Origin of the sequence: Thalassospira sp., from assembly GCF_030690045.1 — a bacterium.
Taxonomy (GTDB): domain Bacteria; phylum Pseudomonadota; class Alphaproteobacteria; order Rhodospirillales; family Thalassospiraceae; genus Thalassospira.
In genome coordinates, this window is sequence record NZ_JAUYHK010000016.1 from 274,046 (window position 1) to 289,391 (window position 15,346).

Annotated in this window: 15 protein-coding genes and 1 tRNA gene; 2 read left to right on the forward strand and 14 right to left on the reverse strand. The window is 54.2% G+C overall.

The window, feature by feature from the left end:
- Positions 1-7: 7 nt before the first annotated feature.
- The 4 genes from Q8O73_RS12860 to Q8O73_RS12875 form a co-directional block, all read right to left on the reverse strand.
- Positions 8-1,039, reverse strand: coding sequence for an ABC transporter permease (locus Q8O73_RS12860; RefSeq protein WP_305558567.1), 1,032 nt, complete (start codon positions 1,037-1,039; stop codon positions 8-10).
- A gap of 2 nt (positions 1,040-1,041) precedes the next feature.
- A complete protein-coding gene (locus Q8O73_RS12865; protein ID WP_305558568.1) occupies positions 1,042-2,148 on the reverse strand; it encodes a microcin C ABC transporter permease YejB in 1,107 nt (368 codons plus the stop codon).
- 3 nt (positions 2,149-2,151) lie between these two features.
- Positions 2,152-4,095, reverse strand: coding sequence for an extracellular solute-binding protein (locus Q8O73_RS12870; protein ID WP_305558569.1), 1,944 nt, complete (start codon positions 4,093-4,095; stop codon positions 2,152-2,154).
- A gap of 199 nt (positions 4,096-4,294) precedes the next feature.
- Positions 4,295-5,215 (reverse strand): LysR substrate-binding domain-containing protein, encoded by a 921-nt coding sequence (locus Q8O73_RS12875; protein WP_305558570.1) that lies wholly within the window; start codon positions 5,213-5,215, stop codon positions 4,295-4,297.
- A gap of 146 nt (positions 5,216-5,361) precedes the next feature.
- Here Q8O73_RS12875 and Q8O73_RS12880 point away from each other — a divergent pair, with 146 nt between their 5' ends.
- Positions 5,362-5,580, forward strand: a complete 219-nt coding sequence (locus Q8O73_RS12880) for a DUF1127 domain-containing protein (RefSeq protein WP_305558571.1) — start codon at positions 5,362-5,364, stop codon at positions 5,578-5,580.
- A 161-nt stretch (positions 5,581-5,741) separates the two neighbouring features.
- On the opposite strand, the gene Q8O73_RS12885 is transcribed toward Q8O73_RS12880, so the two are convergent.
- From Q8O73_RS12885 to Q8O73_RS12895, 3 genes are read right to left on the reverse strand one after another with little or no spacing between them, the layout of a single operon-like run.
- Positions 5,742-7,067, reverse strand: coding sequence for a bifunctional 2-polyprenyl-6-hydroxyphenol methylase/3-demethylubiquinol 3-O-methyltransferase UbiG (locus Q8O73_RS12885; protein ID WP_305558572.1), 1,326 nt, complete (start codon positions 7,065-7,067; stop codon positions 5,742-5,744).
- 11 nt (positions 7,068-7,078) lie between these two features.
- Positions 7,079-8,071: an NADPH:quinone oxidoreductase family protein gene (locus Q8O73_RS12890; protein ID WP_305558573.1), complete on the reverse strand. Its 993-nt coding sequence runs from the start codon at positions 8,069-8,071 to the stop codon at positions 7,079-7,081.
- Positions 8,072-8,098: 27 nt separating this feature from the next.
- Positions 8,099-8,404 carry a hypothetical protein gene (locus tag Q8O73_RS12895; protein WP_305558574.1) on the reverse strand — a complete coding sequence of 102 codons (306 nt, stop codon included), beginning with the start codon at positions 8,402-8,404 and terminating at the stop codon, positions 8,099-8,101.
- A 331-nt stretch (positions 8,405-8,735) separates the two neighbouring features.
- Here Q8O73_RS12895 and Q8O73_RS12900 point away from each other — a divergent pair.
- Positions 8,736-8,825: transfer RNA gene (locus Q8O73_RS12900), tRNA-Ser, on the forward strand.
- Between the two features lie 11 nt (positions 8,826-8,836).
- Here Q8O73_RS12900 and Q8O73_RS12905 read toward each other — a convergent pair.
- The 7 genes from Q8O73_RS12905 to Q8O73_RS12935 all read right to left on the reverse strand — a co-directional run bounded on the left by Q8O73_RS12905 (position 8,837) and on the right by Q8O73_RS12935 (position 15,186).
- Entirely contained in the window at positions 8,837-9,031 is a 195-nt protein-coding gene (locus Q8O73_RS12905) for an XRE family transcriptional regulator (RefSeq protein ID WP_305558988.1), read from the reverse strand.
- Positions 9,032-9,056: 25 nt separating this feature from the next.
- On the reverse strand, positions 9,057-9,614 hold the full coding sequence (gene thpR / locus Q8O73_RS12910) for an RNA 2',3'-cyclic phosphodiesterase (protein WP_305558575.1): 558 nt from the start codon (positions 9,612-9,614) through the stop codon (positions 9,057-9,059).
- A gap of 28 nt (positions 9,615-9,642) precedes the next feature.
- A complete protein-coding gene (locus tag Q8O73_RS12915) occupies positions 9,643-10,503 on the reverse strand; it encodes a pirin family protein (protein ID WP_305558576.1) in 861 nt (286 codons plus the stop codon).
- A gap of 35 nt (positions 10,504-10,538) precedes the next feature.
- The gene (locus Q8O73_RS12920; RefSeq protein WP_305558577.1) at positions 10,539-11,579 is read right to left on the reverse strand and encodes an NADP(H)-dependent aldo-keto reductase; all 1,041 of its coding nucleotides are present in this window, start codon (positions 11,577-11,579) and stop codon (positions 10,539-10,541) included.
- A gap of 135 nt (positions 11,580-11,714) precedes the next feature.
- Entirely contained in the window at positions 11,715-12,842 is a 1,128-nt protein-coding gene (locus Q8O73_RS12925; protein WP_305558578.1) for an FIST C-terminal domain-containing protein, read from the reverse strand.
- A 124-nt stretch (positions 12,843-12,966) separates the two neighbouring features.
- A complete protein-coding gene (locus Q8O73_RS12930; protein ID WP_305558579.1) occupies positions 12,967-13,668 on the reverse strand; it encodes a J domain-containing protein in 702 nt (233 codons plus the stop codon).
- Between the two features lie 864 nt (positions 13,669-14,532).
- Complete coding sequence (locus Q8O73_RS12935; RefSeq protein ID WP_305558580.1) at positions 14,533-15,186, reverse strand: arylesterase; 654 nt, start codon at positions 15,184-15,186, stop codon at positions 14,533-14,535.
- Positions 15,187-15,346 lie beyond the last annotated feature (160 nt).

Genomic DNA, 15,346 nt, shown 5'->3' on the forward strand with positions numbered 1-15,346 from the left:
TATGTTCCTAGAAGGTTTTGCGCGGGTCGAATGCATCGCGCACTGCCTCGCCAATGAAAATCAGCAAACTCAGCATCACCGCAATCGTGAAAAAGGCCGTCATGCCCAGCCACGGCGATTGCAGATTGTTTTTGCCCTGTGACAGCAATTCACCCAAAGAAGGCGAACCCGGCGGCATGCCCAGCCCCAGAAAATCAAGCGAGGTCAGCGCGACAATCGACCCGTTCAGCACAAAAGGCAAAAACGTAATCGTCGCCACCATCGCATTGGGCAAAACATGGCGATACATGATGCGATAATCGGTCATGCCAAGGGCGCGGGCCGCCCGGACATATTCAAAATTGCGTGCCCGTAAAAATTCGGCCCGCACCAGCCCGGTCAGACTCATCCAGCTAAACAACACCAGAATGAATAACAGGCTCCAGAATCCCGGTACAAACAGGCTGGCGAGAATAATCAGGATGAATAATTGCGGCAATCCGGACCAGATTTCAATCACCCGCTGGAATGTCAGATCGGTCCAGCCGCCAAAATATCCCTGCACCGCACCGGCTATAATGCCGATTACCGAACTGATCGCGGTCAGCGCCAGGCCGAAAACAATCGAAATCCGGAACCCGTAAATCAGCCGTGCCAGGACATCGCGCCCCAGATCATCCGTGCCCAGCCAATGCCGCGCCGATGGTGAGGCAGGCAGGGTTTCGCGCATATCAAAATCGATGGTGTCATAGGAAAACGGGATGAGCGGCCAAATCGCAAAACCATGTTCATTGATCTTGTTTTGCAAATAAGGGTCGTAAAAATCGGTTTCGACCTCGAAATCGCCGCCAAAGGCCGTTTCGGGATAATCCCGGACAATCGGGAAATACCAGTTATCGTCATATTTGACGAAAATCGGTTTGTCATTGGCAATGCCTTCGGCAAACAGGCACACAACAAACAACACCGCAAAAATCATCAAAGACCAGTATCCCCGGCGATTGGCCCGGAAACTGGCAAGACGACGCGCATTGAGCGGGGACAGTTTCAAACCGGTCATGATCAATTCTCCCGCGCGTCAAAGTCGATGCGCGGATCGACGAAGTGATAGCTGAGATCACTGATCAGATTGAGCACCAGCCCAAACAGCGTAAAGATATAAAGAGTGGCGAACATCACCGGGTAATCGCGTTTCATCACCGCCTCAAAGCCCAAAAGCCCCAACCCGTCGAGCGAGAAAATCACCTCGATCAGCACCGATCCGGTAAAGAGCAGACCAATCAGCGCACTGGGGAACCCGGCAATCACCAGCAACATGGCATTGCGAAACACATGTCCGTATAAAACGCGCTTTTCACTGACACCCTTGGCGCGGGCCGTCACCACATATTGTTTGTTGATTTCATCAAGGAACGAATTTTTGGTCAGCATCGTCAGGGTGGTAAAACCGCCAATCGTCAGGGCAATGATCGGCAGGGTCAGATGCCAGAAATAATCGCCGATCTTGCCCCACAGCGATAATTCTTCCCAGTTCGACGAAGTCAGACCACGTAATGGGAAAATATCAAAATAGGTGCCCCCGGCAAACAGCACGATCAGCATCACCGCAAACAAAAAGCCCGGAATGGCATAACCGACAATGATCGCCGCCGACGTCCAGACATCAAAGGACGATCCGTCACGCACCGCCTTGGCCACGCCCAGCGGCACCGAAATTATATAAATGATCAGGGTGGACCACAGGCCCAGCGACACCGACACCGGCATTTTATCCAGAACGATGTCAATCACATCGCGGTCCTGAAAATAGCTTTGGCCGAAGTCGAACGTCGCATAGTTCTTCATCATCAGCCAGAACCGTTCATACGCCGGTTTGTCGAACCCGAACTGTTTTTCAAGCTGGGTGATGATTTCAGGGTCCAGCCCCTGCGCCCCGCGATAAGTGGAAGTACTGGAAAAATTATTGGTCGCCGCCGATGGTGCCGACCCACCATCCGCGCCCTCGTTTGAAATACGGGCAGTGGCCGCAACATCGGTACCCTGCAACTGGGCAATCAATTGTTCAACCGGGCCACCGGGGGCAAATTGCACAATGGTAAAATTCAGAACCATGATGCCAAACAAAGTCACCGGAATCAGTAACAGACGACGAAGGACATAACTGAGCATCGCCTAATACCCTCCCTTGCGCATCGCCCGGGATTTTTCCGGATCAATCCACCAATTCATGATTGAATTGCCCATCAACGGAATTTCATCGGGCCGCCCGAAAATATCCCAATACAATATCCGGTCGGAATCCTGATACCATTGCGGGATCACATAATCCCCCCACAACAAAACCCGGTCCAGGGCACGGGTCCGTTCCACCAGACTTTGCCGGTTATCGGCCGAAATCACCAGATCGACCAGATCGTCAATCACCGGGTTTTTGATCCCGGCGAAATTGCGCGTTCCCGGCTGATCGGCGGATTCCGATGTCCAGAACCAGCGTTGTTCATTGCCCGGCGACAGGCTTTGCTGCCACCAGAAACTGGTGACATCGAAATCAAAGGCCTGAATGCGATTGACCCACTGGCCACTGTCAATCAGGCGGAAATCCATATCAATGCCCAGTTGCCGCAACCGTGTCTGCATCATCAGGGCGATTTTCTCGACCCCCGGCTGGCGCAACAGCAGGGTGAATTTAAACGGCGCACCGGTTTCCCTGTTGACCAGTTTCATATCGCGCAATTCCCACCCGGCTTCGTTAAGCAACGCCATGGATTCGCGCAAGGCCTCGCGACGGCCGTTTTCGGCGTCGTAATTGGGCAAATGGTACGGTTCGGTAAACAGTTCGGGCGGTAATTGATCGCGATATTGTTCCAGAATGATCAATTCCTCGCCTTTGGGAAGGCCGGTTGCCGCCAGTTCGGAATTCACAAAATAACTGTCGGTGCGTTTATAGGCCCCGTAAAACATCGCCCGGTTCAGCCATTCGAAATCCATGCCATATTGCAGGGCGCGACGCACCCGCCGGTCGGCAAATAACGGATTGCGGTTATTCAGGACAAAGGCCTGCATGCCACGGGGTTGCCTGTTGGGGATCAGTTCCTTGATAAAATCACCGCGCTGAAACGCCGGAATGTCATAGGCCGTCGCCCATTCACGGGCCGAATGTTCCGACCGGTAATAATAGGCGCCACTCATAAAGGCCTGCCGTTCGACATCCAGATCGCGATAATAATCATAGCGAATGACATCGAAATTGTTCGATCCCTTTTGGGTCGGCAAATCCTGCGCCCAGTAATCCTTGACCCGTTCATAGGTAATCTGACGGGCAGGCTCGAACGAGCGGATGCGATAAGGGCCGCTGCCCACCGGGATTTCAAAGGTGGTTCTGGAAAAATCGCGGTCTTTCCAGTAATGGGCGGGCAATACCGGAATCTGGCCCAGAATCAGTGGTAATTCAAGATTATCACCCGGCTTGAAAACAAATTTAACCTTGAGATCATCAATTTTTTCCACCCGGTCCACCGAGGCATAATATTGCCGATAAACCGGCGATCCCTGTTCGATCAGGGTGTTGAATGAAAAAATCACATCATCGGCCGTAATCGGTTCACCATCGTGAAAGCGGGCGCTCGGATTGATATGAAAGGTGGTGAAGGATAAATCCTGAGGGACTTCGATTTTTTCGGCGATCAGGCCATATTTTGAAAAGGGCTCATCCATACTGGCGACCATCAGAGTATCGTAGATCAACCCCAGACCGACCGCCGGACTGCCACGCAGGATAAAGGGATTAAGAGAGTCAAACGACCCGGTCGCACTGTCAATCAGGGTGCCACCCTTGGGCGCATCCGGATTGACATAATCGAAATGAGTGAAATTCTCGTCATATTTCAGATCGGCCTCGCCATAGACCGAAATCCCGTGACGCGGCACGGCCAGAACCTCAAGCGGTTCCTCGCTGACCGGGACGGTGGGGGCGGCAATGATTTTGGGTTTGTCGGCATTTTGCGCCTGCCCCCCGGCCAGTGGCATTATCATTGCCATGCCCGCCGTCATCAGGGCCGCAATCCATCGTGATGACGCCAATCCGGTCCGCCGGACCCCGCCTGTATATCTGTTCATCAATATGACCGTCTTTTCCTGAAATTTCTGCGGTGCCAAGCCTGAATTCCGGCCATGCCGATTGTTATCGTTTCACATGTCATCAATAAGGACGCTGCACAAGCCCCGGACCGGACATCAACCAGACATCACCCCCATCCGCCGACGGCGACCTTACTATAATGAAGAACAAAATGGTTCGATTTCAAGGCGTCATGCATCAGGTGCCTCTTTTTTGCGACAGTTTGCGTTTTTCGATTTCATGGCGAATTTCGCCCATCAGCCAATCCCGGAACGCCCGGACCTTGCGCCGCTCCAACCGGCCTTCGGGATAGCACAACGAATAGGCATAGGGGCTGTCAACCGGCAGGTCGAACGGCACCATCAAGCGTTTGGTCACCACATATTCACCGATCATTGCCGGATCGGAAATCACCACACCCACCCCGCTTGCCGCTGCTTCCATCGCCATATCCAGCGTCGCAAAAACCGGACCGCGATCCGGATCGACCCCGGTAATCCCAGTACCCTTTAACCAGATACGCCAGTCTTCGCGCTGGGCGGAACAATGCAGCAACGTCACGTCGGACAGATCGTCCGGGCTTTTTAACCGTGTTGCCAGATCGGGATGACAGACCGGCAACAGACGTTCGCCGGTCAGGAATTCATGCACAAGCTGATCATCGCCGGTATCGGCAAAGCGGATCGCAATATCGGTTTCGCTGAAATCAACCGGCTGGCTATCGTCGCTATAGGTGCCCAGTTGCACCTGCAAATCGGGATGTTCCATCTGAAACCGGCCCAAACGCGGCACGATCCAGCGCATGGCAAATGTCAGGGGCGATAACAGTTTTAACTGTGTATCGTCGGCGCGATTTTCAATTTTGGACACCGCCAGTTCAATCGAATCAAACGCCGAACTGATCGCGGCGAGAAAAATACGCCCCGGCCTTGTGAGTTTTAATCGCCTGTGATGACGGTCAAACAATTTACGACCCAGAACATCCTCAAGATGTTGTACCTGACGGCTGACAGCGCCTTGCGTGACATTAAGTTCTTGTGATGCTTTGGTAAAACTTTCATGACGCCCTGCAACTTCAAAGGCGCGCAAGGCGTTCAACGGCAATGGACGACGCTTCATAACCAAGCCTTTGCATGAGTTTATATCATGCAATGATGACGAAATATGGTTTGAGCACAAGTAAAAACAGGCGTAATCCTGTTTTCAACACGAAATTCATGGACCGACCTGACAGGTAACGGCCCGCAGATTAAAGGAATATGATCATGGCTGCCCTCATCCGTCATGCCGGTGTCTTTGCCACTGCCCCGCGCCACGATGTGCGCGATCTTGCGGACCGCCTGTTTGCCGTTCCGGCACAGTGGGCCGCCCGTTACACCCTGCGCCGCAAACTGGCGGTTATGGATGATTATCTGCTGCGCGATATCGGCTGGGAACCCAGCGATGCGCGGCTTGAAGCCTATAAACCGTTTTGGAAAGCCTGAGAGTTTTATCATGTCCCCCCGATATTTGCGCGCACAGCGCACCCCGTCTTTTACCAGCCAGTTGCTTGAAGCCCTGCTTGGGGTTTTTGCCCGGCCTTCGAAACGGGGATAAATAAAGATCAAGGCCGGTCATCGCCCGATGTCCGGCCTTTGTTTTGTCTTTATGCCCCGGCCCGTAAAAACAGCAAATTGGCCCCGGACAATACCCGGTAAATCCCGTCAAACCGGGCGGTGAAATCCTTTTTGTCGGGTACGGGCTGCATTGATTTGCGGATTTGTGCGATGCTGCGCACCCCGTCAATCTGCGCAATGATTTCCGCCGTTCCGACCGGCAAGGGGCATGTCACCGACAGGCCATTCAGATTGACCTTGACCTGATTATTTTTGGCAATCGATGCGGTCAGAACCGCGCCATCGATCCGGCCCCAATATGGCACCGCATTGCCATCGAGCACCGTCGGCCTTGCCGGGTTATCGGCCCGGACCACATAGAAAATATGCTTTGCCAGATTGCCCACCATCAATTCCGCCAGGGCGGCCTGCCCGCGAAAATCCAGCCGAGCAACGGCCTTGCGGATGGCGGGGCTGCTGGCATAGGTCAGCGGGTCATAGCGCATCGGTTCGATAAAACCTTGCAGGCGCAATCCTGCCTGTTCGACAAAATCAAACACTTCATCCACACGATAGGCGCGATCTTGCTGATGCAACAGCAAATCATAAAACCCGGCATCGCCGCCCTGAATATGATCATTCACAAACGGGTTGCGTTTCAGCCAGTTGGTGGCTGGCAAACCGGCAAAGACTTCCTTGCCCAGTTCCAACCGCTTGCGCCCGCCTGCCGCTGCTGACAGGCGGTTCATCATATCCTGCATATGATAAACACCAATGCGGCCCAACTCGCCATAGACCATCAATCCCATGCCGCCCGACGGTTTCAGGGCGGCAGCCAAGGCCCGCAATCCGGCATCCGGATCGGGCAGATGATGCAACACCCCGCAACAATCGATATAATCAAACGGCCCCAGTTCAGCCGCCAGATCGACAAATGATCCGGTAACGAAGGTCACATTATCAAGGCCGCGGCGGGCAATCCGTGCCTCGGCAATTGCGCGGGATGCCGTGGACAGATCGACATAGACGATCTCGGCCGCCACTCCGCGATCCTGTGCCTGCTGTGCGAGCATCACCCCTGCATCGCCGGTGCCGCCGCCTGCCACCAGAATGCGCAAGGGTATGCCATCCTGCGACGGATCACGCCCGCCGAAAACATAATGCACCACCTCACCCCAATTGCCCGGCGATCCGACGATCAGGCGGGAATCCTCTTCCCCGGCATTTCGGGCCGGATAGGGAAAGGTTTCATATTGATCGCGGGTACGGTTTTTCGATGGTTTTGCAGGGCGGGGCTTGTTGCTGCTCATCTTGATTCTTTCGGCAAAAACGGGGTCCGGCACACTGCCATAAAACAGGCTGTCATGACCAGACATGCCAGACCGGATTATCTTCCGGTGCGACAATCAATCACCAGCTTGCCCGTCGCCGTGCGCATCCGCAGCGCATCAAGGGCGGCATTGGCATCGGCCAGATCATAAATTTTCGATATCACGGGCGAGATATCCTTTGCCGCCAGATGCGCCAACAATCCGCCCATTGCTTCTTGCGCCTGATCGGGATTTTGATCCAGCCACGCGCCGAAATAAAATCCCAGAACACTGATATTTTTCACCAGCAATATATTGGCAGGAATTTGCGGCACATCACCACTGGCAAAACCAATCACCAGCAAACGCGCACCGGGGGCGACACAACGCAAGGATTGCGCAAAAACATCGCCCCCCACCGGGTCATAAACCACATCCACCCCGCGCTTCCATCCTTGTGCCGCACAGATTTCCAGAACCCGGTCACGGATATTTTCGGAGGCGTAATCAATGGTGAAATCGGCACCATAATGCCGGGCCAGCGCACATTTTTCCGGCCCGCCTGCGGTGGCGATTACCGAGGCCCCCAACATTTTGGCGCACTCCACCGCCGTTGCCCCGACACCCCCGGCGGCCCCATGCACCAGAACCACCTCGCCCGACTGAACCCCGGCGCGATATTTCAACCCGATCCAGGATGTTCCATAGGCAATCTGAAATGCCGCAGCATCGATAAAATCAACCGAATCCGGCAGATGGGTCACCAGATGGGCCGGCACACAAACCAAGTCAGCATAGCCGCCAAAATCAGGCAGGGCCATCACTCGATCACCGGGTGCAAAGCCGGTGACATCCGCCCCCACCGATGCGATGACCCCGGCCACTTCAAAACCCGGCGCAAAGGGCGGATCGGCGCGTTTCTGATATTTGCCTTGCAGGATCAGGGTATCGGCGAAATTCACGCCACAGGCGGCAATATCAATCACCACATCACCGGCCAAAGGCACCGGTTCGGCCACATCAACCAGACGGGGTGATTCACCCAATGCCGAACAGATCATTGCCCGCATGTCTGCCGTTCCCGGAAAGATCGTGATTTAAAAATATCTCTGACGGCGGCGGCGGCGGCCCAGCACCAGAAAAATTACCGCAGGCACCAGCAAAAACACAAAGGCTGGAACCAGAAGGGCGGGGACAAAAACACTGTCCCATAACCATGCCGACACATAACGTTGCGTAATCGCCTGCATAAAATTCAGGCTGCCCGCATCAAGGCGATACCATAGCTCTCCTGCCGCGACGAACCGGAACGTCCCGGTTTGCAAACCGCCCACCGCGTCACCGACCAAAACGGCCAGGCTGGAAAAAAGAAAGATCCAGCCCAGAACCCTGAACACCCACATGTCTTGCTCCGCCAAATCTGGCTGTAAAACTTCCGGTTTCGATATAACCGCACCAACCGTAACGGTTTTATCGTCGCCCCGTAAAGGGCAGACCCCGATATAACACCGATTTAGTGCCAAAAATACGGCATCTGACTGAAAACTTTAGGGGACAAGACCTGAACAACAGGTAAAAACCGGAAAATCTTTCAGGATCGCCGGGAAATCATCCCGGTGGGCGGGTCAAAACCGGGTGCGCAAAACAAAGCGGAAAAAGGCCCTGATTTGGCCTTGTCATCCGGGATCGGGTCGGCTAATGTCCGCCCGCTTTGCGATAGATGATATCGCCTGTGGAGAGGTGGCCGAGTGGTTTAAGGCGCACGCCTGGAAAGCGTGTTGGGGTGTAAGCCCCTCAGGGGTTCGAATCCCCTCCTCTCTGCCACTAAAGCAAAATCAAACCTCACCACTCAAAGATGTCAGATGCAATGGTTGTTTCTGGTCAGGGAAAGTCACGGTCAAGCCCAGACACCCGCCACAAGCCTCGACAAAATTGCGCAATGTTGGAAGGTACATGTCGGTCTGGCATTCCATTTTGGAAACCGACGCCTGCTGAATATTCAGATGTTCGGCAAGATCCTTTTGTACCAGACCCCGTAATTTTTATGCCATGGGGTTAGCTCTTTATCTTTCCATCCACCCCGTCATACGCCGCCACCACCCGAAAATCCGGCCCGTCCATCCCCGCATGGGATTGATACAGACAAAAACGGTCCACCGTGAAAATCCGGCTGGTCAGGTCGGCATGATCGGCGATCATTTGTTCGATGCGGCGGCGATCAGCATCGCGGTTGCGGGCCAGTGTGATGTGCGGTTTGAAATGGCGCAGTTCAAGTTCCGGCCCGCCTTCCATCGCCAGCAGGGTATTTTCCACCCGTCGCGCCAAGGCATCCAGTTCCGGCTGAGGCCGGACGCCCGCCCAGAAAATGCGCAATTTGCGGGCCGATGCAAACATGCCAAGGCCGCAAATTTGCAAATCGAACGGCGCAAAATCCACCGCCGAGAGGGCGCGGTCAATCTCGTGGGCCAGCACCGGCGGGACTTCGCCAATGAATTTCAGGGTGACATGCATGTTGTGCGGCGTTTGCGCATCCAGCCCCTTTATCCCGCGGGCCAGCGGATATAATCCTGCAGTAATATCATCGGGAATTTCAATGCCGACGAATAACCGCATGGCATCACCTGTTTGTCTTTGGGTATATTCAGCGCGGACCGGGTAGCGGGATCACATCATCTTCGCCCGGCACCGGGTCAAACCGACCCCGCAACCAGTCTTCCTTGGCCTGCTCGATCCGGGCCTTGTCGCTGGCGACAAAATTCCACCAGATATGACGATGGCCAAGCGGCATCCCGCCCAGAAGCATCACCCGGCACGGTGTTTCCGCCACGATATCGGGGATTTCTTCGGGCGCGACATAGATAAAGGCAAACGGATCATGAGGGATGCCATCAACACGCAGTCGGCCTTCGATCACATAAAGGGCGGCTTGCTGATTCTCGCCGGGCAGCAACAATTGCGCCCCTTCATCCATATGCACATCCAGATAAAACAGTTTTGATTTCACCGGCACCGGCGCGGTTTTGCCAAAAGCCGTACCCGCAATCAGACGCATATGAAGACCTGCCTCGTCAATCAGAGGCAAATCATCCCGGGGGATATGGTAAAAATCCGGGTCGCTGTCCTCGGCATCTTCGGGCAGGGCGACCCATAATTGCAAGCCATGCAGGCTATGATCCGATTGCCGGACTTCGGGTGTTTCGCGTTCGGAATGTACAATCCCACGCCCGGCATTCATCCAGTTAAGGTCGCCCGGCCGGATTTCAAGATGATTGGCCAGACTGTCATGATGCAGGATCGCCCCGTCAAACAGATAAGTCACGGTCGCAAGACCGATATGGGGATGCGGGGCGACATCAATGCCATCCCCAGCCGCAAACCGCGCCGGGCCCATATGATCAAAAAACACAAACGGCCCCACTGCCCGCACATCACGATGCGGGATGAAACGGCACACAGTCATGTTCCCAAGATCAGTTTCCTTGCCTGTCAGGATCGTTACCATGCGCCGTCTCCTTTTCTTAAACGCCCGCCCGACCCTTAGGGGCAGGGGTTGGGCCACAAAGTCTGAATCGATTCAATTCCGGCCAGAACATCATCATCAAGTTTGATTTTGGCCGAACCGATATTGCTTTCAAGCTGCGCCATCGAGGTTGCCCCGATGATATTGGCCGTCAGGAACGGGCGGGAATTGACATAGGCCAGCGCCATTTGTGCCGGGTCCAAGCCGTGATCGCGGGCCAGTTTAACATAGGCTTCGGTCGCCTTGACGCCATTTTCAGTCAGATACCGCCCGAAATATTGCGGCCATTTGGTGACCCGTGTGCCTTCCGGTTTTGCCCCGCCCAGATATTTGCCCGACAACGCCCCGCCGCCCAGCGGCGAATAGGCCAGAAGCCCGGCATCCTCGCGGATCGAACATTCCGCAAGGCCAACTTCATAGGTACGGTTCAGCAATCCATACGGATTTTGAACCGATACAACCCGCGGACCACCGGACTTTTCCGCGCACGCCAGGAATTTCATCAATCCCCACGGCGTTTCATTGGACAGGCCAACATGGCGCACCTTGCCCGCCTTCACAATTTCATCAAGAGCGGCAAGACTTTCTTCAATCGGGGTGAAATCCTCGTCCGTCTCGTGCTGATATCCCAGTTTGCCAAAGAAATTGGCGTTGCGGTCGGGCCAGTGCAATTGATACAGATCGAGATAATCGGTTTTAAGACGTTTCAGCGACCCGTCAATGGCCTCAAAAATTTGGGCGCGTGTCAAACGCGGCCCGCCCCGGACATAGGCAAAACGATCCGCCGGGCCAACGATTTTGCTGGCAATCACCAGATCATCGCGACGCCCGCGTTTTTCCAGCCAGTTGCCGATGATGGTTTCGGTTCGGGTAAAGGTTTCTTCCATCGCCGGGACCGGATACATTTCGGCGGTATCGATAAAATTGACCTCATGCGCGGTGGCGTAATCAAGCTGTTCAAAGGCTTCGGCCTCGGTGTTTTGCTGGCCCCATGTCATGGTGCCAAGACAAATCACACTGACATTGATGTCGGTGCGGCCCAAACGACGATATTCCATACAACAATCCCCTTTTTACCCACATTGCGACGCGGGCTGAATTAGAACTGGTCTGAATATATCGCGATGCGGCGACAATGAAACTACCGGGGCGATATTTTATGTAATTTCATGCAAATACCCCGCCCGGATGTGTCAGACAAACAGGGTCAAAACCCCGGTATAATTATAGAAACGGTCGTTGCAGACCTCGCCATTGCCATAAAATCCGGTCAGCGGTAAATCGCCCAGTTCTTCGCGGATGATCATCATTTCACGGTTTTCGGTACCAAACAGATGCGGCCCCCGCGCCACACAACTGCAATAAATCGCCCCGCGTGGCTTGCCGGGCAACCGGCGTTGCACATCCCCCAACATGCGACGCAAATCCTGTTCGGCGGCGGCGGCATCGCGGCGGACAAAGCGGATTGTATCGCCCAGACGAAATTCACCGCTGACCGCCATCAGATTGTTTTGCGGATCGATCCCCATCAGGTTGCGCACCACAAAATCGCCGGTATCGGACCCCGGAATCATAAAGGCGACATGATAACGCCCGGTGGCAATCGCTTGCCCGCCGCCATCGCGTTCCAGTTCCTCACGGAAGACTTCCAAAGCTGGTCGATCATCAATCATCGATATAATGCCGCCGCGTCCTTCGGTAATCCGGTGGATCGGCCCGATGGGCGTGCAAGCCTGGCTCAACCCGACCTGAACCGCCACGTCGGATGCAAACAACACCCCCGAAAGGCCGCTATCGACTACCTTGTCGGCGATTTGCGGTGCCACCCGTTCACCCGATGCCACACCGCCCACCAGATAGGTCGATCCGATCCGGGCAAGTTCCGGCAGGGTTTTTAACGCGCCAACCGCACCGGGATCACAATGCACCAGCCCGAAAACCGGCTGCAAGCGGGCGATGGCCGCCCGCATTTCAGGGGCATCAATGTCGTCTTCGCTTTGGAGCGGCTCAAATATATGGAACCGGTCGCGTGCCATCGGTGCAATCAGCACAGATGCCGCAGGCACCCCGAAATAGGCCCGCCCCGATCCACACACCCCGACCCCGGATGCCCCGACCCAATGTTCCAGCCCAAGGCAGGACCGCAAGAAAGTCAGGATGCTGCCCAGATCATCGGCCAGCGGTTCGGACACATATAAAAAAGCCAGTGCGTGTGGCGGCACCGGCATATCCTGCAAACGATCGGCAAGTTCGGATGCGACCGCCGCCCAGTTTTCACCGCTGGCATGGGCCGATAAAAATTCTGTATCTCTGGACGTCATGAAGTCTCCCGGATGTCCTGCACCAAACCTGACTGCCATTCCGTCATGTCGGGTTTTTGGCGTTGCGGATCGTTGTGGACCATCTTAAGCATTGCCGGGCCTTTGCCTCAAGCCGTATCGCAGTTTACAAAATATGACGGCGCAACAAATCCATCGCGGCGTTTAGCTGTGTCATGCGCTGATGTGATCCGTAATTGCTGTCGGGATGATGGATGGCGGCGAGAACGCGGTATTTCGTGCGGATCATTTTCATGTCGGGTCGGGCGCTGGGCGCAAATCCCATCACATGCAGGGCTTCGTTATAGGTTGTCACCCCGCGATCCAGCGGATCGAATGACAGATTGTCAACGATCTGGCGCAATCTTTCCAGTTCCTCGCGCGATTGCAAAAGTTCGACCGGCGGTTCGGGCGGGCGGCTTTTAAGGTCACGGGCTTCTTGCAGGGCTTTTTGTTCGGCGGCCAGAATATCGGCACGTTCCACACGGATTTGCACCTGCCCCCCTTCAAAATCCAGCGCCATTTTCAGGGCTTTGCGCACGGTTATCACCGAATATCCCGGCGGCAGGCGCAATTGCAGGCGTGGCTTGCGCCGCCAGGGCCGTCCTTCGGCCGGGCCGGATTTCAGGACTATGGTTTCACGATCCCGGATACCGGGATCGCCGGGATCATCATAAGTATCAATCACGGATTGCGGCACAATCAACATGACCGAACGCGCCAGATCGGCTGCATTGACCCCACGCCGTGCTGCCAGATCCAGCACCGCATCGCGAAAAACCGAGGCACAGGGAATGGTATAGGATTGTTTTACCGCACTGACCGTCATGTTTTCCCCATCCCGAACCGTAAAGCCCACCCGTCCGGGCAGAAGATTACTCTAGCCACCCTTCCACTACCCTGCAACTGCGATTGTAGGCAAAAATGAATCGCTTGCGAGTCAATCCGGACTGATTTCCCGGCTCTTTTTCAATCTCCAGGAGAAATATCCTGGACACAACCAGTTGTTATTAAATAATTTCTTTAAAGAAAGGCATATTTTATCTCTCCAATCGACGATGGCGATGTTTTCCAAGCACCTTCTTTCTTTTTTCCCGAACATCCCGACAAAAAAACCTGAACGCCGCCTGACCACTGCAATCAACTTATTGTTTTAAAATGATTTTCAGAAGTTTCACTTGCCTTTAGACATATCGGAAGCATATCCGCCGAATTTGTTTCGATATGACTCCAAATTTCCGCATTTTGGGAAATTTTTAGCGATTTAATCCTCACTGCCCACACGTCATACGCGCCACTATCTACAAATGCAGTTGTTCAATGCGGTTTTGGAACACAGCCGAAAGTAAATGGAGTGTTAACACGGCACTAAACGGCCATTTATTGCTACTTTTAATAGATAATCATTATGTATTCTTGCAAAGAATAAGTTGCCGCATGACACGTATCATATTGTAATAAAATGATTTTATTAAAAAGTGACACCCTTAAAAAGAAACACCACTTGCCAATCACGCTTCGTTTCGATTTCGGTTTTATTTTTATCTACATATGTAGTTTTTTAGTGATTTGCACCCGAACTTTTTCAAAATTCCGCCCGGATAAACCTTTGCCGGACAATGCAATTTCCCCCAAATGCAAGGAAGGTCGCCTTGTAGCGACCTTCGGCAGTGTCACGATCGTAAACAACCACTCAGGACGTGGTTTCAAGAACCCCGATCAAAGTTGGCAGCATTTTTTCAATGATCACCGCCACCCCGCCGGCATTGGGGTGCATACCGTCATCCTGATTTAACGCCCGATCGGCAGCCACCCCGTCCAGAAAAAACGGATAAAGCGGCACATCATGCTGTTGCGCCAGTTCCGGATAGATCGCGTTGAATTCTGCGCCATATTCGCGGCCCATATTGGGCGGCGCCATCATGCCCGCCAGCAAAACCGTCACATTGCGTTCTTTCAGGGTCCCGATGATACGGTCCAGATTGGCACGGGTTTGTGCCGGTTCAACACCGCGCAACGCATCATTGGCCCCCAGTTCTACCACCACCAGATCGGGCGCATCGGCCAAGGCCCATTCCAGCCGCGCCAATCCTGCCGCGCTGGTATCGCCCGAAACACCGCTGTTGATTACCGTCACATCATGACCGGCGGCGGCAAGGGCAGCCTGAAGTTGCGGGGCAAAGCCTTCATCGTGCGGCAAGCCATAACCGGCAATCAGACTGTCGCCAAACAACAGAATTTTTGCCGGTTCCCCGGCCGCCTGCACCGGGCGGTTCGCACCGGCAAGCAGCCCCACAAGAGCCAGCATGGCGATAAAGGACGATAAAAATCGCGACCCCGACGTCATAACAGTGATCTTGTTAACAGCCAGGCCTTGCCGTGATCGTATCGGTGACACATTTCTGCGATTATTCATCGACTTCCTCTTGCACTGCACAAAGCAGGATGATCAAGTTCTGAACCATCTGCATGGAATACCGTACAGATATTTATGTGATTTCATCGTA